The organism is Brevibacillus laterosporus (assembly GCF_030489605.1).
GTDB classification, from domain to species: Bacteria; Bacillota; Bacilli; order Brevibacillales; family Brevibacillaceae; genus Brevibacillus_B; species Brevibacillus_B laterosporus_E.
Genome location: NZ_JAUKFY010000023.1, coordinates 47370 through 68494 on the forward strand (window position 1 = coordinate 47370; position 21125 = coordinate 68494).

A 21125-nucleotide genomic window follows, 5' to 3' on the forward strand; every position below is an offset into this window, starting at 1 on the left:
ATGTAAAAGGGCTGGATTAACAATGATTTTCTCTAAAAAAAGAAAATGATCTCCTTTAGCTAACGAGCTAGGAGATCATCTTCAAGTAAATTTGACCCATTTTGAAACGTTGACCGTAGGTGTTGGTAGCACTTACGGTCTTTTTTATTATACCACGAACTAATTATTCCTGTTATACAATAGAATTTGGACTCTCCTAGCGCTCATAAATAAAGGTCACGGTACTAAAAGCAGAAGGTAATATTGTAATATCGCTCGAAAATAAATTAAGGAAAAAGCCGGCTGCTAAAGTTGCAGTCGGCTTTCTTTTTGAGGTTCTTTAGGTTTAAACAAAATTGTAATAAACGAAAACCAGCCTTTAACAAATACGAATCCTATCACACCACCTATTACATTAAGAATGATATCATCAATATCAAAAAAGCCAACTCGAATTGCTAATATCATTGAATTCATTAAAAGGCTAAGAGCTAGAGTAAACACAAAATTTCTTAACATGTTGTTAATCGAGCTAAATAACAATGGTATCAGAATTCCAATAGGAATATAAAGTAGAATCTTCCCCAGTAATTCAAAACGATTGTAGGATTCAAAGTGTGTAAAAAAAGATATGATAGTATTAAACGGAATCAAACTTATTTCAAAGTAACTACCATGTAAACGTATTGTTTTTAGAAGGATGTACAGTAGATAAAGGGGCAGGAAAAAGAAAATGTGTTATACAGGAGTGTATTCTTTTTAATCATCGTAATAGAACGCCTCCTTAACGTAATTAGTTAAAAAACAAATCTTACATATCAGGCAAAGTATACCAAAAAAACAAGTGCAATTCCAATTAGAGGTAATAGTTAATTTAATATTTTAGCCAGTGTCCCATAAAAAACGTTTTTTTGAAATTCTGGGAATCTACTTAGATTTTTTTGATTAAATGTTATAATTTTCTTATTACAATAGATCGGTGCTCCACGTTGGTGCTCGGCTCATCCCTAGAAAGAAAGGGGGGGCGAATGGTAATTACTCACGAAACTCTTTCTCTATTGTTCCAGTTTGGTTGCTTCATTGTGGTCTTGATGTTTTCAATATTGTTTGGTCATCTATCGGGAAAATTGGCTGATACAATGATGGCTTTATTTCTTTTATGATACTGAGAGCCTTTTTAGGAGGATATCATTTCAAATCGTTAGGTGGATGTGCTGTAGTTACAGTAGCTATCATGTCTTATTCCGCACATTCCTATGACTCCTGATGATCCCAAAGCTAAAAGAAATGATTGAGAAAAATAAAAAAAGCCGTTCGCTATTTATTAGTTGAACGGTTTTTTGCTTTTAAACCCTCAGCAAAAATTCTTGCTTTTGCATTTTTCTCTGGTGGAAGCTTCATAAGGTCATCCAGTAATTCTTTTAGTTCACCTGTTATGGTAAGGTCTTTAGTGTCGTATTCATCTTTGTGTTCGTATCGATCTTGAGATTTTCCAGAAATATAGTCTATAGAAGCAGAAAATAATGCACATTTGAGTCAGTGTCGCCAAATCAGGCTCGTTAATTTTATTTTCGTATTGAGAAATTATTGATTTTGCTTTGTTCAGTTTTTCCGATAGTTCCTTTTGTGTCATTTTGAGTTCTTTTCTTAATTGGCCAATACGTGCACCATACATAAAAGAATCACTCAACTTAGGGTATACATGAAAAATGAACAAGAGAAACGTTCATACACACTAGGTTCATGAAAAACGGAGTTGGCATTCATGAATCATGAACTTTGAATATTTTTTTGAATCAGGCCTTACGAAATGCTAGAGAAGAGAATGGATTTGCCCAACAATATATGGCCAAAAAATTAGGGTATAAGTCAACATGGGTATGCCATGATTGAAACTGGCCGGAATAACGTGCGAGTAAGTACTGCTATTAGGATTGCACATTTAGTTGGTAAGACAGTAGAGGAACTTTTTGATGGTAAAAAAGTTCATGAAACGAGAACTTAATTGGTAAGTACTTTCGCTTATAGGACAAACTTCCCCTCTCATACACATAGATACAGGGAGGGATAGAGATGATCGTTAGAAATTTTCCGCCAGAGGTTAACAAACTTGTGCACCAACTCTGCTGGAACGCCATCCAAAGGGCTAAACGAAATGGTACATATAAGCCCCCTGTAAAAGAAGAAAGCAGAGAAGTTCAACAGGAAGTGACTGAAAATAACGCAGTTATTGCTTAACGCCCGGTATGGGCGTGATGGACAAACTTTAAAAAGCCTCCAGATAAGCGTCTAGGGAGAGCATGATGAAAGATGAATACAATTTAATCATACATGACAAATATATCCAATAGGAATAAGAACGAATGGCGAACATAGGATACACCCGATAACAAATAGATATTTACCTTAAACATTATTGAATAAATAGCATGCAACCTAGTGTTAGGACTCAGGTTGCCATAAGCTATGTAACGCCAGAAGCAATGAAAATGACAATTCGCTTCTTAGAACAATTCAAACAGATGAGAGAAAAATTAAATCAAAACAAAGTGGTTCCTTTAAATGATCGACAAACCATTATTCAATCCCTCAAACTCACAGCAGAAATGGCTGAGGAAATGGAAGAGGTTAAAAGTCTTACAGAAACACACGGTCAAAAACTAACCGAACTAGAGTATAAGGTAGAAAGACAAATTACGTTGGATAGTGGTCAACAGCGTAATTTACAAAAAGCAATTGCACGAAAAGTGTACGAGCTGGAAATAGATCAAGAACGCAGAAGTGAATTATTTCGACAGCTGCATCGAGAGATAAAAGATCGTTGGGGAGTATCGAGTTACAAGGATGTGCGCCGTAAGGAGTTAGAGCAGGTTTTACGTTATGTTGATGCTTGGATGCCACGTAAGGTTTCTTAAAACTAACAATGGCGTAGACCTTTAGCAAACAAAAAAATCGGGGAGTGAGCCTTGATGGATACACGGGATAATCAAATAGTTAAAGAAATATTAAACAAATATTAAACAAATAGCAATTGGAGTGGCAGAAACTCGTCATTCGTGAGGAGTTGGAAACTAAATGAACTACGGCTTTACATGGATAAATATTGACGATGCTCAGGCGTTGCGAGTTGGGAGTAATGACAACCTAAGATACGACGAAAGAAGATGTAAACGTCAAGGTCACATTTTGTCATACATCGGACATTCCCTTTCGGTCAGTGGTAAAAGCCTAAACCGGGCGTAGTAGGAGATAGCATGAAACAAGAAACGAACTTACGGCCACGCTCCGGTTGGACAATATTAGGCTGTAACTATGACTCTTTGATTCTTTCGTCACCTCCCATAAACAATGTTTTCAGTGGGATCGAAAATCGAAATGTCTGCAGCGATGTCAAGCGGCTGTGGCCAATCAACTAACACATAAAAATTAACTTCACCGTCGGACGGTGTAATGTTCTGCACGGTAATACTTGCGCTCCCAAAAATTCGATTAAATGCCGCACCAAATATACCACCTAAAGGTCGTGCTTCGCTCACTGAAATGTGAATAACCGAGTTGCGAGTAATATCAGGATTTGCTAAACGAAGGTGGACGCGACCTCTTCTTTGAGGCACATGCAGGCGAACAGTATACTTATACATTTTCAATCTCTCCTTCTACTTGTGAATAACTGATATGTGTATACCATCATATGGAAGTCAGAAGGAGTATGATACTTGCCCATCTTAAGTTTGGGCGCGAGATTAACGAGGCTCAGGCGTTGCGAGAGCGGGCAGAGGGCAAGAATTACTCTCCAGACAGGGATAAAGCTTCACCAGTCTTTCCAAACACCAAATGTGCGACATGATACTGCCGCACAGGTAGATCAGGAAACACAAACCGGACGTAATCACTGTTTTGGATAGGTTCAATGTTAAAAGAGATGCTGTGTAGTCGAAACTTTCTAACTAACCTAGCAGATCGGCTACACGGCACTAGATAATAAAACGAGTTTTGCATGATATCAACTCCTTTTGATAGAGCATATCTCTATCATTTGGGACAAAAAGCTTAGATATTTGGATGGAAAAAGTAAGTTAACACATTGTGTAATTAGTCAAAAACAAGGTAATCATCAAAACTTTCTCCATCCAGTTTAAAGAATAGCTTATACCACCCAAGTTTCTTGTCATTAAAGACGATTGGGATGTAGGAGACAACATAATCAAATCCATATGAGATAGCCTCATAGGTTGCATTCTCGTCCCATTTATCTATGAACAGGGCTACTTCCTTCAGTGCCACAGTTAAATTTTCTGATTTATAGTTATCGCCAAATAAAGATTTGAATCCTATGACATCTTCACTTTGGAAGTTACGAAAACATCTCCAAAATCCATTTATTGATCTGGTTTCGACATCATGCTCCAGGCACCATTGTTTCAAAAATCCACTATTCATTAGATCACAACCTTAAATTGTTTACCCTTAATTTACCACAATAGTTAGGGGGCCTTGAATAAGGAGGAAGCACAATGACCGAACAACAGATCATTGTAACACTGGCAACTGAGGTAATGGGACGGAAACGGTATCAAGAAACAGACTTTTGGCTTGGTTGACAATGGTAATTTGTTTAATTCTAGTCTTTGGAACCCACTTGAAAACATAGCCGATGCAGAAGTGCTGATAGAGAAGTTGAGGAAAAGAGAGGGATACATTCGAACCAGCGTTACTTACTCTTCAAGACATGTTAAGGCTTGCATCATTATATGGGGGTTCTCTTTTAAGGATGAGGCTGACACGGCATCTGAATCGATCAGTAACGCTGCAATACAGCTCTTAACACATCTGTAATTGTGGTGCAACGGGAGAGTGAAAATGAAAAGTGCCTCAATTCGAGGCACTCTAGTTCGGCTAATGATATCCTAGTACAATATCGAACAAACATTTGGGGCAGCTCCACAACTTGTAGGCTCAGCAGCTAAAGCGCCACTAGCTGACATGATCATCATGAGTGCAAAAGTAACAGCAAACAACTTTTTCATAAGCTCACCTCCAGATAAAATATTTTAAAGAATGTTCTGATAAAAGTATATCATACTTGGTAATACTTTGAAATCTATAAAAACAAAAAAGCCCCCTAATTAAGATAGGAGCTTTACGCAATACACCCACTTAAATTATACCATGAGCGCTGATGAGGGGGAATGGAAGATGAACACAATGCAAGAACTTTTAAAAGAGTATAGAGAGACAAGAAAAAAATTGAAAAAAGCATACGCTGATCTAAGAGCAACAGAGACAGTCCTTGATGATTCAGAAAGACGCTACCTCTCTGAAATGATTAGCGATGTAGAGTATGTAATTGAATGGCTGGAGACGGGACGTAGACCAGAAAGTAAACACGGGATTGAGAGAAGAGCAGCCTATCAAAGAGAAAAATTAGTAGATCCTATCAGAATGCAGGCTTTTGTTTTTAGAGGAACAGCAGGCAGTCCCTGCAATCTTACAAAAGTGGGAAAAAGAACAGCTTGAGGACGCGTTATGCAGCCTGTCACCAAGAGAAAAAGAGTGCTATATCCTAACCCATGGTGAAGGGTTTTCATTTGAGGAAACGGCTAGATTTTTGTGTATTTCGAGAAGTAGTGTTCAAACACTGGTAACGCGGGCACAAAATAAAATTGCAAATCGTGTAGTTTCAAGCCTATTCCTTGTCGGATAGGCTTTTTTTGATCATAAAAGAATCGTATATTTTTTATTTTTTGAATAAATAGACGATAAATTTCAAAAAATGATTCAAAATATTTTTAATTTATTATAATATAATACATATATTACAAAAAATAACAGGAGTTGAATGTAGTGAAACTATTCAAATCTACAGCAGTAGCTATGGCTCTAGTAGCTGGATTATCGACTTTTTCTGTTGGCGTGTCAGCAAGTGAAAATCAGCAGGTTAAACCTAAGAGCGCTAGTCTTCAAACTGCATCAACACAAGAATTAAGAATGAGTTATGAGTTGAACCGTCTTATGAGGGAAACAAAAACAAAAGAATTCTGGGTGGGTTCAACAACTGATGTTACTTTTACACTTCTTCAATGGAGGGGGGATGGCAAGAGAGATGGGTACCCCAAGGTAACATACAAGCTTATGAATCCTAACGGAGAAGTATCCGTTAAGGAGGTATATGGTCAAATTACAATTGAAGGAGATTTCAAGATAACATTTCCCAATCTTCCTCCTGGGAGCTACTATATCCATATTATAAACAACTCTGATTTTCCGATTCACGGTTTTGGATATGTTGAATATTAAGAAAGCCATTTAAAAAACGTATGGCTGAATTTTTCCTTTAAAATGTTTCATAAAAAAAAGTCACTCTTGATAAGTGGCTTTTTTTTGTCATGCAAAAGCCACCTATAAGTAAGAGACAAATAAATCTTTTGTTATTGACATATGTTGAGAAGGATACTTCATGTCTTTTTGTAAACAAAAAAATTACTGTTGATAAAAAATGGATGAAGTACCAATATAAAAAGCTAATATTTTTTTGAAGAGTTCTTATATGGCTAGAGAATAATATTGTTTGAATCTAATATTATAAAAAAATAGTAAAATTATCATAATAATGTTATAATAAAATTGTAATATAATTATAAAAATGGTGATGCATGGAAATGAAAAGGATGTTACTATCCGGCATAATCGCTTTATCTACAATTTTTGGATCAGCTAATGTATATGCTTCAGAAAAGGTTAGTCATCAGGACTTACTAAAAAACATTACTATTGAGCCTCATCAAGATCAAATTATCCTTAAATGGGGAGATATACCCAATACAGCTCAATATAAGGTTTATCACGGGGACACTGAGTTATACAGTGGCTTAGAAAACTCCTTTATACATAATAATTTAAAATCAGGAAAAAGCTATAAGTATAAGTTAGTAGCTCTTGATTCTGACGATTCTGAGATTATAAGCACAAAATTAAATACTGAGACTTTGGAATCAGAAATAAAAAATGCAGGTCTAATTTCGCTATCTGCTAATGATAACGAAATAAATGATACTGTTGTTTCAACGATTTCCGATGGGAAAAATATAAAATTTGACTGGGATGATAACGGACAGGTAGAAGAGTATCAAATTAAGAAAAACGGAAAAATAATTGATACTATCCAGACAAGTGAATATAGTGATGAATTGGACGGAGGAGAAGAGAAGGTTATCTATGAGTTTCTTGGTAAAATTCCACTAGATAAAGACGAAAAGGAAAAGAGAAAATACAGCATCTTTTGAAAAGTGGAGAAGCTAATGATTCCGAAATGGTTTCAAAAGGCGAAGAACTCCTCTATAATTATGTTTCAATTATTAAAATTGTAGAGAAAGAAAAAGTATCTCCGTTAGGGATTTCTTCAATTAATGATGTAGATAACGTAAAGTTAAGATATACAACTTTTATAGGTGACGAAATAGTGAGAAATCCAGTACCGAATTGGTTAAGATTAACTGGAGACAAATGGGAGAGAGACGTTGAATATTTTGGTGGAGATAATAGAGATTTTGCAGTTTCCCATTCTCGTTTTAGAACCCAGATAAATATTGAATCGGATTTTACAGATGAAGATACAACTTTATCCAAAAAAGTGAATAACTCAACTTTTTATGACTCTAATCAAAAATTACTTAAAACCAAAAAGGCAGGTAGTAGTGGAATTAGATTAAATGAAAAAATTGTAAATATGGATAATATCAAATTTGATATTGAACATTCAGTTGGAATTCCATATTTAGAAGGATCTTTAAAATTTACTCCGCTAGGAATTGATTACGCTTTTACTGCAAGTCTTTATAGAGAAGACGGTGATTATAAAATTAAGGGTTGGCATGATGGGGCACCAAGTCATGAGTTCTACATATCTTTTGATGATGGTCCATACGAAGAATTATTTCAACACGATCTTTATGATTTCTTTTATTTATTCGAACTGACTCCAAAACATTATTTTAATATCTCTAATTAAACTGGAAGACTGGGAGCCCTTAAGCTTCCGGTTTTTTCACCTTAGTGAAATTAATGTATGTGAACTATTAACTAGACTAGTAATAAAGGGGGAAGGCAATGTTACACAGAATCTTTGTTGGGGTCGTTACCGCAATACTTTTTTGCTTAGTTCTTGCAGTGTCAGAATATACACCAATGACAGCACGTCAGCCAAATATTTATTATTTTCCTTTTATAACACTAATGATAATCTATCTAATATACTCCATCCCGATATTTTTGTTTATTGGAATTCCCTGCACTATCTTAATCGATTTTATTACTAATAGAATGGAAATATCGACTAAAAGTAAGCTTTATTTTTTAAATTTAGGATTATATTCTTTAGCGGGTATTTCTATAGCTTGGGTTTTCTTCGGATTAACTAAAGGGGATATTCTACAAAAAATATTTAACTATAAAGCTTATATTATATATATAGTTGGATCGCTACTTTTTTATCATATATCTCTTGTCACAATGATTATTTTAAAAAAAATGACTAAGGACACAAACTGAGGTTCTGAGTATTAATTAGATCAGCACCTACAAGGGTGCTTTTTTCTTTTGCAAAACAAACTCAGTGGAGGGATTATCTTGAATCAACAAATCGAAAATACCTTTATGTATCATTCACCGAAAGAAGGGCAGCCAGAGAAATATACAGCGTTACGTGAGAAAGCAAAAAAGTTGGCATATTTGATTGAAGAACTATGTCCTAATAGTCGTGAGAAATCACTTACCATGACTAATTTAGAGCAATCTATCATGTGGACAAATGCTTCTATAGCAAGAAATGATGTTTGTACAAGCAAAAAGGAAACCGTAACAGTATCACCGGCTTTAAATGTAACTACTGCTCAATGTGTAGATGCTGTTTCGATCCATACGTTGGATCGGATAAATGATGAAATTACCAAGTCTTTTGAAGTATATGGCAGAAAATTAGGTGGATTAGAATAGAATAACTGATTCAAAACTATTTAACATTTATATAATTATTTTATTAAACAATAAATTATTGCTATTTAATTATGGTTATATTTACTGGAAAACTCTATTTACAAATGAAAGTATGAGGTGATTTTGAGTGAAAAAACTTTTAGTGTCATTATCTACTTTTGCAATTTTTACTGGAGCATTGGCTGTTCCTACCTTCGCAGCTACTGAGATTAATGCTGAGAAGGAAACAAATTTTTCAAAGGTTAGTCAGCAGCTAAATCCTATATTTAAAGTGACCAAAGGGGAAAGGGTGCCATTGTACAATAAGATAGAAGGGGTATATTATACAACAAATGATGAAGAGAATTTCTACCCTTACAAAAGTGGTGGTAATTGGTATTTACTTGTTAGTAACAATCCACCAAAACATGGTAAATTATTCGAAAATTATCCTGATGGAAGAAAAAGAACGTTTGTTATTGAAGTGACAAATTACTAGTTTTTATTTATAGAATCAAGAAACAAGCCCCTTTTTATACAATGGGGCTTGTTTTGTGTTATCAAGTATAGTACTCATGCAATGTTTTTCCAAAACAAACTCAATAGATGGTGATGATCATGAAATGGCAAGAGTAAGAAGTCCAAACCGCGATAAAGCCTTGGAGCTAAACGCCGTAGGCAATCGCGAAGGAGTTGCACCTAAGAGGAACAGCAACGCGGTAAGCCACGGCTTTTTTCGTAAATATTTTCCTGACGATGTAGCTGAGATTATGGAAGAGATTGAATCTAAGTCTCCTTTTGATAGGTTGTGGGAAAACATGATGATCCAGTACACTGCTATCATACGAGCACAAAGGATAATGTTCGTGCAGGACAAAAAAGAATGATCAAAGAGCTTAAAAAGAGAAAGTACGAGATTCATAATGCTGGTTCAAAAGAGAATCTGATTCTTGAGCAGATGGTGACAGAAGAAAAGTATGAATTTCAATTCTCTTGGGATCGCCATGCTACATTTCTAAATGCCCAATCACGGGCTATAGCAACTCTTCAAAGCTTAATCAAACGCTATGAGGATATGCTCAATAGTCATCTAGGTACTGAGGAATAACCGTTTACATATAGAGAAGCAAAAAGTAGAGGTTAAAGAGAAGTAGCGAACGAAATTATTAGCCATTTAAAAGGGAAATGGGCTTTCTATAAGCAAATGGGAATAAAGGATGAGGCTGTGAGGATCGGTCAATTGGCGGATGAGTTGAGGATTGCTAGTGGACAAGAGAAAGTGAATGAGTAATTAACCATAGCCGTTCAGAAGAAGAGGAATCCCCTTTCATTAAAACGTTGTTAAAAGCGTTCTATATGAAAGAGGAAATAACAAAACCAATTGGGATTTATTATAATCAGGCAGTTCGGATTAAATGTTTTATTGGCTAAGATAAGATATAATTGCTTGATATACCATTTTAATGGTTATAGCCAACAATACAAATAACGTCAATCTTACTTTCTTATTATCCCATGTCTTAACCAAAGCGTATATATTTGAGATAAGGATAAGTGAGCAAATAATAATGTCTATCATAATTTCACCTTAGTAGGGCGTAATTTTATTTTTTAGTAGGTCATACGCATCCTCTAGAGCCTCTTTCCCTGCAACAGAAGCATTGTAAAACTTGACTGCATTCCAGCCTGCTACCCCTGCTTCTGGAATTAATGCAAGGATAGTCTCCCAGGTTACCAAAGCTGCCCCAAGAGCAGCAGCAATTGTTGTTTGTGCATCTATTATCTCAGCATGTTTACTCTCAACTTTGTCTGCATATCTAATGAATTTGGATACATTATTATTACCTTTGCTATATTTTGTTAGCCTTTTACCTTTAGGCTCTTCTAAAAAATCATTTACCTTTGGAAAAGCCTTAAGATAATAATAGTCGTCATTAATCTCATCGTAAGTGATTACCCCCGGACGACCCCCACTCTCACCTTTAAAGGCTTTTGCAAAGGAAGCCCTATCTTCAGTTGCTGTAACTGGTTGATTTAAAAAGTCTTGAGACAATTGTTCACCATCAATAAAAAACTTTTTATCATTAGTTATCTTAATCTCGGTAACTTTTCGGTCCGTAGTGTTTTCATGTTCATCATTATAGTATTTATCTTCTGTTATTGTTATCAACTTTACTACGGTTTCTTCTGAATCTTTCGTTACTTCCCTATAAACCTTTTCAATTTCTTCTCCGATTTCATTGCCTTCAATATCTTGTATCGGGTTTTTTCATCATAAACCAAATTGCTTGATTCAGCCCTTGACGATTGAATATTTTGGATGCCGAAAATGCTGCAAATTAACGCAAAAACCATCATTACACTTGTAATTTTTTTGCATAATAGTCCTCCTAGTTAATTTGAAAAATACAATCAACTGCTTGATTATCAAAAAAATCCCAATTAACAGTTTAACAATAGACTAATTTTTAGGTTTTTTCTATACTTTTCCATAAATTTGTCATAATACAATTTTGCTTACGTATTCTTGTCTTTTTTTATTAATAACCAAGTAATTTTACCCATTGCTTAATCTCCTCACCATCTAATAAAATAAGAACACACATTCGTGTTTTAAGGAGCAGTTTTGATGGCTAGCAAAATTCTTGATCCACTTGTAACGAAATTTAACCCTCCTTAATCGGGAGGGTTTTCATTCCTTTTCTTGACAATCATCTCTGCAACTATTTTGATTATTTTCATGAAATTTTGCAACCAAACTTCATAGTAACCCCCTTTTTATTTTAATTTAGCTAGACAAAGATAACGGGTGCCCTCTGAAGGAAAATAGAACGTTAGAGGGCTTTTTTATTCTGGGGTATCGCCAACAAAGTGCGGATTTTGTTGGCGGTACCCCTATCTGAAGGGCAGCACATGCGTTGAAAAAGGGGTTGCATGGTAGCAAGTTTTCTCGTATGATCTTGGTGATAATAATTATCAATATCATAATGCGACCAAAGCGGTTTTGCAAACTTCCGAGGAGAGGACATGCTAACATGCGGAAAACACATAAACGGTGGAGCGCCATGCTCCTGATTATGCTAGTGGTCGTCGTTTTGAGCGCCTGCGGCAAGCCCGCAGCAGAGGGCGGAACACAACAAGAAGGAGCAGACAAGCAGGCAACGGAACAAGCCCGCACGATCACGCATCTGAAGGGGGAGCGTGTATTTGAGAAAGCGCCGGAGCGCATCGTTGTACTGGATACCCAATATCTCGACCAGTTGACAGCACTTGGTCAACGTGTGGCAGGCAGCGTGGTTGCGACGAATGAAGCAACGCCGTTCCCCGCTTATTTGGTAGACAAAATTGGCGATGTCACGCAGATCGGCTCGAGCAGCGGGGTCAACCTGGAGGCGGTATTGGCGCTCAATCCGGACGTCATCATTTGCAACGAGTTCCAGAACGAGATTTACGACGCTTTGGACAAAATCGCGCCAACGTTGATGTTTGAGCGCAACGAGGACTGGCAAAAAACAATCGTGACGTTGGGGCAATTGTTTCACAAGGAAAAAGAAGCCGAACAGGTGATCAACGACTATAACAAGAAGGTCGCTTCCTTGAAGGCCGATCTGGCCAAAAAAATGGGAGACGAGACGGTAGCAATGATTCGTCCGCGTGACAAACAGATCCGGATTCATACGACAGCGCACCGGACGTCGCAGATTTTGTATCAGGATTTGGGGCTGAAGGCGCCGGCGATGGTTCTCGATGATAAAAATACGAGTGCGATGATCAATCTGGAAGTGATGCCGGAATTGAACGCAGACCATCTGTTTGTGTTGACGGACAACCAGTATCAGCAGTTGACCGAGGAGTTTACGCAGACAGCGGTTTGGAACAACTTGAAGCCTGTGCAGAACAAACAAGTGTATACGGTCAATACGACGACGTGGATCGTCTATTACGGTCCGCTAGCGATCAACCGGATTGTTGACGAGATTGCAGCATCGCTGCTGCCATAAGAGAAGCAAGACGCCGCTCAAAACACGGGACTGTGGATGGAGCGGCGTCGTTTATTTTTGCTTGCTCTTGCTGGAGTGCTACTTTGCTTTGTATTCCGCAATTTTTTTGTTGAACAGCTCTTCGCTCACCCGCAGCGCAGTGTTCACGTCCTGCTTCCCTTCGATCACTTTCAAGCATCTACTTTGCGGGTGGTGTCAGCTTCGCTGGTACTACCCCTAGTAACCAGCATCTAGAAGAAACTGGAAATTCAATATTTTAACGTAAAGTGGCCCATTTTTACACTCATCTCGGTTATTACACCGTTAGCGTGGTGAAAAGTGGCTTTTTTTGAATCAAAAACTCCTTAACGTTGTAACTCTACTTTTGCTGGCAGTACCCTAAAAAGTTTCTAAGCGTACAAAATTTCCGAAATGTTGGCGGTTGCCCATTCTGTAATTTTACCCATTGCTTCTTAGTAGTCATAGCCTTTCAAACGGTTCGGCTTACTCATTGCTTCAATGTCGTTCGGATCGATCCTAGAAAGGGAAACTCTACTATAGTGTAGAGAACAATATCCTAGCACCTGACGTTTTTTTTCACACCCTTCAGCTGCACAAATATCCGGATCTGATTTCGGAACTGGCAAAGGAATCGGACCGTAAACCCTATTATCGGCTAAGTAGTTTCGGTTATAGGGTTCTTTATGGTATTTATTACTCGCTATTTTGTTTCTCTGATACCATTCACCGTAATGCTTTTGGCACAAACCTTGTCTTGCTAGGATGCTCTTCTTCGATGTTAAGCAAGCAGACATAGCAAGTGCTTTCTCTAGCTATCTCCATTAGTAATGTAATCTCCGAAAGTTTTTCTACACCTGTTTTCTCGGACTCAAGTATGTCAGAAACTTCTGCCACCAAAGAAGAGAATCGCTTTTTAGATCTAAAAAGTTTTTTATGATTCTTTTTCATTTTTGAACTCTTGCACTTAATTCATCAAAAATTCTCTGCACATTAGCAACAGTTTCTGTTTCCCCTTCTGACAACCATGCCAGCGTTCGCTTCTCGCTATTGGTTAACTCACGGCCTAGCACATCCTGGATGGCAATGAGCTGCTCAGCACGTTTCGCATACTCCTCAAGTGTTTCAGGTTTCAAGCGGGGATATGTATCTATAAAGTACTTTTTTATATCGAACATATTTATTTACCATTCCTCTCTTTTTAAGTCACATTTTTCTGGTGTTCGCAATGGCCAACCTGATAAAGCATTTTTCATCAAAACCTCTTCTTTCTTGCTAAAGGATTCGACAAAGCCGACACGTAATAACGTATTAACGTAATTACGGAAGCGAGGCGAGGATAGTTGATAAAAAGTCGGTTGAAAGTGATTTTGGCTGAGCGAAACATGCAACAGCAAGATTTACTTAGGCTGATGAAAAAACCAGTTTCTCACGGCGCTATGAGCAAGATAGTAAATGGGACAACCCCTAAGCTGGAAACGGCAGCGGATATAGCGCAAGCCTTAAACGTACATATAGACGATATTTGGTTCCTGGAATGAAGATTTTCTATTTGGACAAGCAATATATTCCTGGTAGGAACATAGACTGTACCATCAAGATTAAGGAGATGGTGCAGGATGTGGATCATCCACCAACGTATGGCAGAGCTTTGGTTTATCAACAAGACAAGGGAGCTTACCGACTCGAAAATGACAGAAATGAGCCATTGCCTGAGTGCAAACGCTCAAAGAGCTTGGGAGATTGCAAAACTCAAAAACTTATCTTTTATCGCCAGTATGACGAACGACGAGGATTGGCAGCATGAGTTATGTTCAAGGATAAAGAAGATAGAGAACTGACAACATTGACAACCAAATCGACAACGCACTTAAATAAATCAGGTAAATTTAAATCATCTTAATTACACATAAACCGCACTGAAGTAAGGTTAATGCACTTAAATTAACTAGCGTAAAGTCGTTTGACCAAATTGACAGGGTGGGGGGTCGCAGGTTCGAACCCAGTCCGGATCACCATAATGGAAACGTTAAAAGTCTTGATTATCAAGGTTTTATTGAGGTAACAGGGCTGTTTAATTTACTGGTACAGGCTCTAAAATACTAACTTGGGGACGGATTGGAGACGAAACTTTTTTTGTCTTCTAAAATCGAGTTATGCATTTTTGAGGACTGATATATTTCGTAGTTTATATCCCGATCCGAAGGCATACGTTTCAACGTCGGTGAGATGAACCTTTACGTATTTATAAGCACAAAATCCCTCTAGAGTCCTAGAGGGTTATTGTTATTTAAACAAAACTTACCAATCACCTTAAAAAAACACGAAAAACCCTTCCGTAGTAGGAAAGGGTATCTTATTATCTACTGTATTCTTGAACCTCAAAGCTCTCAATATGACTATAACTAATGAAGTTTTTTCTAGAATTGAAAGGTCGGATGTTGTATTTCTTATTAACGATGTATGCTTCTTTACCGTTTCCTTTGGCTCTACCTTCATACCATTCGGTAAAGTTTCTTATTTCTTCATTTGTCATTTCATATTCTTTGATTAAACCACTATCCATGTAAATAATTAAGAGTGCGTTTCCGGTTGGATTAAGATTAGGATTTGGATCTGGATTTGGAGTCGAGTCCGGATTAATTAGTTCGGAAAGATTTAATTCTTCTACATCTGAAGTAGGACCAGATGTACCGTAAGAATATTAGCTATGTCGGCCGACACATTTGCATTATACGAGGTTAAATTTCATAAAACAAAATATAAATTGAAAAATATGTAATTAATTATGGTGTGTTTTATCTATTTTTTTAAAAAATTTTCTTTTTTAATTATGATAGGGGAAATAGAAATCTCTTTCGTTAGCAGTTTGTTTTGTAGGTGTAATGGAGCGTTAAACCATTTATATACAGAAAAACCCCCTAGAAAGCCCTAGAGGGTTAAAATCATTTAGATAACTATGGGATGACCAGCCTTCAAGATGTTGGAGGACTTTTTTTAGATAAGGAAAAAGTTTATGATGAGTATAAGAATCGGCACTTGTATTCAGAAAATTAATAACAATAATATCCTTAATAAACCTCATATTCAAGCTGTAATTTAACAGGATCGTAATTATAAACAATATCTCCAAAATCGGTTGTAATTCTTTGTTTGATATCACCAGTTCCATATACAATTGCTTTCGTATTACCTTTTAATAAATCATAATCTGTATCACCATTTACAAACTCATTTCCATACCCGTATTCTTTTGCTTTGATCTTAGCACTTACTTTGCTAATATATCTAAAAGAACCGTCGCCTTTAAGAGTGAAGTTCGCTGTTAGAGTAACTTTTGTGGAATTTACAAGACTAATATAGGTGTGCTGTTTTTCTCTGGTTACTTTTGTTTCTTTATCAGCAGCTGCCCTCATCATCTTACGATCTGTTTTTACAAATTCTTCTCCTTCTTCACATCTAATACTTTCAAGAAATATTTGAAGTTCCTTAGGCTATCGACTTTTATGTACTACCTCCAATTTCTTGGTCATCAGCTCTGTCATGGTATTCCTTCATTAAAATTGTTCGAAGGTTTTCTCGTTTCCTTTAATTGAATCTAAATGTTCTTCTGTGATGTAATTTGTCATATCAATTACGTCTACGCTTTTTCTTTTGCTTGTACTTGAAATGGAGTTGATACAGAGAATGCTAATGAAAGTGCTAAGAAAGGTACGATGATTTTTTGAACATTTAAATGACCCCCATTATTTGGTATAATCCCAATGCAAGTTTGTTTTACCATATTTCTTCCTATAAGTAAATAATCATGGAAAATACACCAAAAAAAGGAGGCCTTTTAGATGGAATTTAGCATTATGTCTTCATTATATCAATTAATTTTTTTGTTTCTGATAGTATTCGTAATTGTTTGGATATATAGGTTTTTCTCTCAGAAATTAAATAAAAAACACAATGAAACAATAAAAATGCTACAAAAGGTTGTAGATTTGCTTGAGGAACAAAATAAAAAAAAGAAGGAGTAAGTATTATTTACAATGATTTTCGGGTCCACTGCTGTAAAAGCAGGTGGACCTTGTTTATTTTAACTATTATATAACCTAGCCAGAATTAAGTGATAAGAACGTACGTTTGAATATAAGGAGATATTTTGATGGCTAGCAAAATCCTTGATCCACTTGTAACGAAATTTATTTTGCCAGAGCATGCAGAAATGTTACGTCAATATCACGAGGATAAGAAACTGATTGAGAAGCCGATCATCGAAGAAGATGAGCTAGCCGAGTTTTGCTACAGAATATCTGACTCACGTCAGTATGACTATGCATTAACCATTAGCTGGTGGAAAGAAACAAAAGAGGGTAGAGGAGTAATTGAATCTGCTTGGGGCTGGGTAGAAAAGTTTGATTCAACGTTTAAACAGATTAAGTTAAAGAATGATGAGGATTTTTGGTATGAAGTGACTAAGATTAACAATTGAGGTAGAGTCAATGTTTTTAATCTATTTTAAGTCGTAATCTCTTGTTACTGCTTACGATCAGATAAGAGTGAGTACAAGGTTATGTCTTAAATAAATTACTTAGGTTAGGGGTTTTTGCTTATTATTATTGAAGGTCTAGAAACAGTTGCAACTAAAGAAAAAAGCGGAACGATCAGTTTCTCCATTTATACGTTTTCAGAAAAAGGTAGCTCCTTACTATGGGAGTTATCTTTTTTATGAGCCAAAAAATAAAATGTCAATTGTTATATTCTTCGACATGGGGAACTGAACAAATTCAAAACAGAGGAAGCTAATAAATTTATTAGCCATTTACAGGGACAATGGGTTTCCTATAATCAAATGGGGATGGAGGATGAAACTGTGAGGATCGGGCAATTGGCCAGATGAGTTGAGTATTGCCAGTGGACAAGAGAAACAGAACAGAGGATAGTTCAAGGTTATCTTCAATAAATATCTTCCTCACCTTAATTTAATTTTTATTTTTTACTTGCTGTTTTTATTTATTATATCTTTATGATTGATATAATATTCAGATAATAGCGAAATTAGAAAAGTTATCTAATTAAATAAATAGGAGGAAGAATGATGAAGAAGTTATTAAGTGCTACACTAGCTGTTTTTATGTTATTTACTGGCTATTCACAAGTAAATGCACAGAAGATTGCTTTTCCAAACATTCATAATGTTACTGATCTTCACAAGCACATCATAAGTAACCTAAAGGAAGATATTAGTTTGAATGAGGATTGGAACCCTAAATATTTCCGAAATCGACTTGGGTAATTTAGACAAGGAACTTGTGGAATCCTACAAAGAAGTTGTAAAATCTGTAAATGAAGTGTCGAGGATGGCATTTTGAAGTATGATTCAGATTTTGAGTTGTCAGTTGCAACCGTGGAAGAGTTAGAGGAATTATCCAATGTTGAGGAGTCTAAATCAAACGATGACGAAATAACTGCTAGAGCTATTCCTGATGAACCTGCTAAATATCCTCTTGCCAGAAAAGCATATGAAAACCTTGATGATTTAAAAGCTAAAGAAAAGGCTTTTGAACAAGAAGCGCGTTTTAACCCTAGCATCAATCCATGGCTATCAACAGCTTCATACTTCGCTGTACAGGTAAGGCCTGGAGGACCTTGGGATCTAAAAAGAGAAATCGGTTGGAATAATACAAGAACTGTAAAAATTGATGGAGAAACTTACTATCTTACTGGTGAGGACATTGGAAATATTCATTATGGCTATGTGGGCAGATATCATTTTGGCACTAACACACTCCTCAGTGCAGCGGGAATGGTTCAAGTCTTGGCGGGTACAGCAAAATTAAGTTGGTTTGACTCTTATTTTGATGACCCAAATGATCAAAAAGCTATCCGTAGAGGAATTAACTGGTATTTAAATGATCGTTTCGAGTAAGATTAGACTCTAATCTAAAAAATGGAGGGAAGCGCTATGAAGATACTACTCAAAAGGTTTCTCATAATATTATTTTCTTTAATAGTGTTTCTATCTCTAATTGTATATTTTGCATTCTATTCTACTTTGTTTCTACAAAAGGGTGATTTAGTTAAAGAGGTGTCTTCTCCAAATAATACATATACTGCAAAGGTCTACCGCTTTGGGGATGAAGGTGGGTTGAGAGTAGATGTAAATGGTGGTTTTTTTGGTGATAAGCTCATTTATTGGAGCTGGAAAGAAGCAAATACCGATGTAGTATGGGCAGACGACATTCATATAAAAATAAATGGTAGATTGCTTGATGTTAGAACGGATAAGTTTGACAAAAGGACAATGGATTAAGATAAAATGATGGGTTTTTGCTAGGAGGTGCAACGTGGACAATTTACAGATGGTGTTCCTTACAATGTCTATTTTCCAGTTGCTCCTTTATATTTCTAAAGGTACGAAAAAGAGCCCTTTAAGTATATTGTTTTTGAAACCGTAGTGTTATCTCTGGTGATCTGGGGAGTTTTTACCCTAGCAAGATCATTGTTTTAATCTGTTCACCGTTAACTAATATGAACCCTCTGTCAAAATAAAGTGGCAGAGGGTTTTTAGTTTGTAGGGAAATGCAACCTTTACCCATTGTTTAATCTCCTCATCATCCAATAAAATAAGAGCGTACATTCGTATTCAAAGAGATGTTTTGATGGCTAGCAAAATCCTTGATCCACTTGTAACGAAATTCATCTTGCCAGAGCATACAGAAATGTTACGTCAGTATCACGAGGATAAGAAACTGATTGAGAAGCCGATCATCGAAGAAGATGAGCTAGCCGAGTTTTGCTACAGAATATCTGACTCACGTCAATGTGACTACGCCCTTACATTAGCTGGTGGAAAGAGACAAAACAGGGTAGAGGGGTGATAGAATCCGCTTGGGGATGGGTAGATAAATTTGATTTAACGTTTAAACAAATCAAGCTAAAGAAAGATGAGGATTTTTGGTGGATACCTGTAGAAGATGCGATTAGTGTAGAAACCTAAGCAGTGCACCTTACAGCTACAAAGAATGTATTTCCTGTGAAAGCAGATATACTAAAACCTAGAAACTTTAAAGAAAGTGTGCAGACCTCTATAACTTTCGGTATTTTGTCTACAAGCTGAATAGCCCTATGATGGGCTATTTTTTATTTGTAAGCTCTGTTAAAGAAGAGTGTTGATTTTCTTATTTAACTATCATGTAAACTGAGAATAAACAAGGTATACATTGGATTTTTAGTTCTTAAATAGAATATTAAGAGTATATTTGTAACGTAAAGTTTTACCGATATATGGCTGATGGAGAAAGCTCTTAAGGAGGAATTCAAATGCCAAACTTAGTTGGTGAATCTAATAATCCAAATGTTGCTGCAGTTCTTGGTAATAATACCGATGGTGGTATGGGTGTAGCTGGGTACAGTATAAGTGGATGGGGTACGTCAGGCCGTAGTGAAACGAGTACGGGCGTAGCTGGGTTAAGTACAAGTGGTACAGGTGTGGTCGGAGGAAGTCAAAGTGGAACGGGTATACATGCGAATAGTTCAACGCACATCGCCCTTTACGCTGAAGGCGGCGGTGTCCCACCAGTTTTAGTTGTCAAACATATTAGCTCAGGGCGCCTTATCACTGGCTTGGACCGAACAAATAATGAGGTTTTCCTAGTCTTTAATAACGGCGACGTCCGTGCACGCCAGTTTGTGCCCACTAGTGACAAGAACACTAAGGAGAATTTCTCGAGCGTTAACACGCTTGAGATTCTTGACAACTTAGCAAGCATGCCAATCCAGTCCTGGAACTACAAAGAGGACTCGTCCAGTAAGCGTCATATTGGACCAACTGCTCAGGATTTCCATGCCGCCTTCGGACTAAATGGAGATGATAATAGACTTATCTCAAGCATAGATTTGCAAGGTGTAGCCTTGGCTGCTATACAAGGTTTAAATGAAAAACTTAAAGCTGAAAATGCTCAGTTACATGCAAGTTTGGCTAATCTCGAAGCCCGCTTGTCCGTTTTGGAATCTAAGGGATAGATAGAACCCCGAGTGGATGTGAAGCAACGGAGTTTTTAGGATACGATGACGAGCAATACCAATGAAGCTAATCTGATTGATTGAGGACATCATCATAAATGATACTAATGTGAACTGTTTATAAGGTTAGAATACAAAAATGAAAAAAAATCGTCTCCTAAAGAT

General features: G+C 36.6%; 31 protein-coding genes and 1 pseudogene. 23 read left to right on the forward strand and 9 right to left on the reverse strand.

The window, feature by feature from the left end:
- Positions 1-285 precede the first annotated feature (285 nt).
- Positions 286-714, reverse strand: coding sequence for a VanZ family protein (locus QZ995_RS23885; protein WP_366919715.1), 429 nt, complete (start codon positions 712-714; stop codon positions 286-288).
- A 424-nt stretch (positions 715-1138) separates the two neighbouring features.
- Here QZ995_RS23885 and QZ995_RS23890 point away from each other — a divergent pair, with 424 nt between their 5' ends.
- Positions 1139-1246 carry an accessory gene regulator B family protein gene (locus tag QZ995_RS23890; protein ID WP_366919713.1) on the forward strand — a complete coding sequence of 36 codons (108 nt, stop codon included), beginning with the start codon at positions 1139-1141 and terminating at the stop codon, positions 1244-1246.
- A 192-nt stretch (positions 1247-1438) separates the two neighbouring features.
- Here QZ995_RS23890 and QZ995_RS23895 read toward each other — a convergent pair whose 3' ends face one another.
- Positions 1439-1654 carry a helix-turn-helix domain-containing protein gene (locus QZ995_RS23895; protein WP_366919714.1) on the reverse strand — a complete coding sequence of 72 codons (216 nt, stop codon included), beginning with the start codon at positions 1652-1654 and terminating at the stop codon, positions 1439-1441.
- A gap of 398 nt (positions 1655-2052) precedes the next feature.
- Between QZ995_RS23895 and QZ995_RS19510 the strand changes: the two genes are divergently transcribed.
- Both QZ995_RS19510 and QZ995_RS19515 read left to right on the forward strand, forming a co-directional pair.
- A complete protein-coding gene (locus QZ995_RS19510; protein ID WP_301810196.1) occupies positions 2053-2217 on the forward strand; it encodes a hypothetical protein in 165 nt (54 codons plus the stop codon).
- A 251-nt stretch (positions 2218-2468) separates the two neighbouring features.
- A complete protein-coding gene (locus QZ995_RS19515) occupies positions 2469-2894 on the forward strand; it encodes an ORF6C domain-containing protein (RefSeq protein WP_301810197.1) in 426 nt (141 codons plus the stop codon).
- Positions 2895-3311: 417 nt separating this feature from the next.
- Here the strand turns inward: QZ995_RS19515 and QZ995_RS19520 are convergent, their stop codons facing one another.
- Both QZ995_RS19520 and QZ995_RS19525 read right to left on the reverse strand, forming a co-directional pair.
- Entirely contained in the window at positions 3312-3620 is a 309-nt protein-coding gene (locus tag QZ995_RS19520) for a hypothetical protein (RefSeq protein WP_301810199.1), read from the reverse strand.
- A gap of 451 nt (positions 3621-4071) precedes the next feature.
- Positions 4072-4419: a hypothetical protein gene (locus QZ995_RS19525; protein ID WP_301810200.1), complete on the reverse strand. Its 348-nt coding sequence runs from the start codon at positions 4417-4419 to the stop codon at positions 4072-4074.
- A gap of 756 nt (positions 4420-5175) precedes the next feature.
- On the opposite strand from QZ995_RS19525, the gene QZ995_RS19530 reads away from it, so the two are divergent.
- The 10 genes from QZ995_RS19530 (at position 5176) to QZ995_RS19575 (ending at position 10057) form a co-directional block, all read left to right on the forward strand.
- The gene (locus QZ995_RS19530; RefSeq protein ID WP_301810202.1) at positions 5176-5496 is read left to right on the forward strand and encodes a hypothetical protein; all 321 of its coding nucleotides are present in this window, start codon (positions 5176-5178) and stop codon (positions 5494-5496) included.
- Complete coding sequence (locus tag QZ995_RS19535; protein ID WP_301810204.1) at positions 5432-5683, forward strand: sigma factor-like helix-turn-helix DNA-binding protein; 252 nt, start codon at positions 5432-5434, stop codon at positions 5681-5683. Before QZ995_RS19530 ends, QZ995_RS19535 begins: the two co-directional genes overlap by 65 nt.
- A 140-nt stretch (positions 5684-5823) precedes the next feature.
- Positions 5824-6276: a hypothetical protein gene (locus QZ995_RS19540; RefSeq protein ID WP_301810206.1), complete on the forward strand. Its 453-nt coding sequence runs from the start codon at positions 5824-5826 to the stop codon at positions 6274-6276.
- A 362-nt stretch (positions 6277-6638) separates the two neighbouring features.
- Positions 6639-7262, forward strand: a complete 624-nt coding sequence (locus QZ995_RS19545; RefSeq protein WP_301810207.1) for a hypothetical protein — start codon at positions 6639-6641, stop codon at positions 7260-7262.
- The gene (locus QZ995_RS19550; RefSeq protein ID WP_301810209.1) at positions 7259-7987 is read left to right on the forward strand and encodes a DUF3238 domain-containing protein; all 729 of its coding nucleotides are present in this window, start codon (positions 7259-7261) and stop codon (positions 7985-7987) included. The genes QZ995_RS19545 and QZ995_RS19550 overlap by 4 nt, the downstream gene beginning before the upstream one ends.
- A gap of 98 nt (positions 7988-8085) precedes the next feature.
- Positions 8086-8526: a hypothetical protein gene (locus tag QZ995_RS19555; protein ID WP_301810211.1), complete on the forward strand. Its 441-nt coding sequence runs from the start codon at positions 8086-8088 to the stop codon at positions 8524-8526.
- A gap of 78 nt (positions 8527-8604) precedes the next feature.
- Positions 8605-8970 carry an Acb2/Tad1 domain-containing protein gene (locus QZ995_RS19560; protein WP_301810213.1) on the forward strand — a complete coding sequence of 122 codons (366 nt, stop codon included), beginning with the start codon at positions 8605-8607 and terminating at the stop codon, positions 8968-8970.
- A gap of 127 nt (positions 8971-9097) precedes the next feature.
- Positions 9098-9448, forward strand: a complete 351-nt coding sequence (locus QZ995_RS19565) for a hypothetical protein (RefSeq protein WP_301810217.1) — start codon at positions 9098-9100, stop codon at positions 9446-9448.
- A 124-nt stretch (positions 9449-9572) separates the two neighbouring features.
- Positions 9573-9836, forward strand: a complete 264-nt coding sequence (locus QZ995_RS19570; RefSeq protein WP_301810220.1) for a hypothetical protein — start codon at positions 9573-9575, stop codon at positions 9834-9836.
- The gene (locus QZ995_RS19575) at positions 9833-10057 is read left to right on the forward strand and encodes a hypothetical protein (RefSeq protein ID WP_301810222.1); all 225 of its coding nucleotides are present in this window, start codon (positions 9833-9835) and stop codon (positions 10055-10057) included. Before QZ995_RS19570 ends, QZ995_RS19575 begins: the two co-directional genes overlap by 4 nt.
- Before the next feature lie 480 nt (positions 10058-10537).
- Here QZ995_RS19575 and QZ995_RS19580 read toward each other — a convergent pair whose 3' ends face one another.
- Complete coding sequence (locus tag QZ995_RS19580; protein ID WP_301810224.1) at positions 10538-11119, reverse strand: hypothetical protein; 582 nt, start codon at positions 11117-11119, stop codon at positions 10538-10540.
- A gap of 865 nt (positions 11120-11984) precedes the next feature.
- Between QZ995_RS19580 and QZ995_RS19585 the strand changes: the two genes are divergently transcribed.
- The gene (locus QZ995_RS19585) at positions 11985-12950 is read left to right on the forward strand and encodes an ABC transporter substrate-binding protein (RefSeq protein WP_301810225.1); all 966 of its coding nucleotides are present in this window, start codon (positions 11985-11987) and stop codon (positions 12948-12950) included.
- 723 nt (positions 12951-13673) lie between these two features.
- On the opposite strand, the gene QZ995_RS19590 is transcribed toward QZ995_RS19585, so the two are convergent.
- Together QZ995_RS19590 and QZ995_RS19595 are read right to left on the reverse strand one after the other, a co-directional pair.
- Entirely contained in the window at positions 13674-13898 is a 225-nt protein-coding gene (locus QZ995_RS19590) for a hypothetical protein (RefSeq protein ID WP_301810228.1), read from the reverse strand.
- On the reverse strand, positions 13895-14125 hold the full coding sequence (locus QZ995_RS19595) for a hypothetical protein (RefSeq protein ID WP_301810231.1): 231 nt from the start codon (positions 14123-14125) through the stop codon (positions 13895-13897). Before QZ995_RS19595 ends, QZ995_RS19590 begins: the two co-directional genes overlap by 4 nt.
- Positions 14126-14290: 165 nt before the next feature.
- Between QZ995_RS19595 and QZ995_RS19600 the strand changes: the two genes are divergently transcribed.
- Together QZ995_RS19600 and QZ995_RS19605 are read left to right on the forward strand one after the other, a co-directional pair.
- Positions 14291-14488, forward strand: coding sequence for a helix-turn-helix transcriptional regulator (locus QZ995_RS19600; protein WP_018674104.1), 198 nt, complete (start codon positions 14291-14293; stop codon positions 14486-14488).
- A 78-nt stretch (positions 14489-14566) separates the two neighbouring features.
- The gene (locus QZ995_RS19605; protein WP_301810237.1) at positions 14567-14788 is read left to right on the forward strand and encodes a DUF7667 family protein; all 222 of its coding nucleotides are present in this window, start codon (positions 14567-14569) and stop codon (positions 14786-14788) included.
- A gap of 1230 nt (positions 14789-16018) precedes the next feature.
- Here QZ995_RS19605 and QZ995_RS19610 read toward each other — a convergent pair.
- Both QZ995_RS19610 and QZ995_RS19615 read right to left on the reverse strand, forming a co-directional pair.
- Positions 16019-16366, reverse strand: coding sequence for a hypothetical protein (locus tag QZ995_RS19610; protein ID WP_301810241.1), 348 nt, complete (start codon positions 16364-16366; stop codon positions 16019-16021).
- A 221-nt stretch (positions 16367-16587) separates the two neighbouring features.
- Positions 16588-16731 (reverse strand): hypothetical protein, encoded by a 144-nt coding sequence (locus QZ995_RS19615; protein WP_301810244.1) that lies wholly within the window; start codon positions 16729-16731, stop codon positions 16588-16590.
- Between the two features lie 58 nt (positions 16732-16789).
- Here QZ995_RS19615 and QZ995_RS19620 point away from each other — a divergent pair, with 58 nt between their 5' ends.
- From QZ995_RS19620 to QZ995_RS19650, 7 genes and pseudogenes are all read left to right on the forward strand, one after another.
- On the forward strand, positions 16790-16972 hold the full coding sequence (locus QZ995_RS19620; RefSeq protein ID WP_301810245.1) for a hypothetical protein: 183 nt from the start codon (positions 16790-16792) through the stop codon (positions 16970-16972).
- 128 nt (positions 16973-17100) lie between these two features.
- Complete coding sequence (locus QZ995_RS19625; RefSeq protein WP_301810246.1) at positions 17101-17427, forward strand: YolD-like family protein; 327 nt, start codon at positions 17101-17103, stop codon at positions 17425-17427.
- Positions 17428-18033: 606 nt separating this feature from the next.
- Positions 18034-18231, forward strand: coding sequence for a hypothetical protein (locus tag QZ995_RS19630; protein WP_301810248.1), 198 nt, complete (start codon positions 18034-18036; stop codon positions 18229-18231).
- 72 nt (positions 18232-18303) lie between these two features.
- Complete coding sequence (locus QZ995_RS19635; RefSeq protein WP_301810251.1) at positions 18304-18864, forward strand: polymorphic toxin type 44 domain-containing protein; 561 nt, start codon at positions 18304-18306, stop codon at positions 18862-18864.
- Between the two features lie 36 nt (positions 18865-18900).
- Positions 18901-19248 (forward strand): DUF5412 family protein, encoded by a 348-nt coding sequence (locus QZ995_RS19640; protein ID WP_301810255.1) that lies wholly within the window; start codon positions 18901-18903, stop codon positions 19246-19248.
- 349 nt (positions 19249-19597) lie between these two features.
- Positions 19598-19935: pseudogene (locus QZ995_RS19645) on the forward strand (YolD-like family protein).
- 323 nt (positions 19936-20258) lie between these two features.
- Positions 20259-20960: a tail fiber domain-containing protein gene (locus tag QZ995_RS19650; RefSeq protein WP_301810257.1), complete on the forward strand. Its 702-nt coding sequence runs from the start codon at positions 20259-20261 to the stop codon at positions 20958-20960.
- Positions 20961-21125 lie beyond the last annotated feature (165 nt).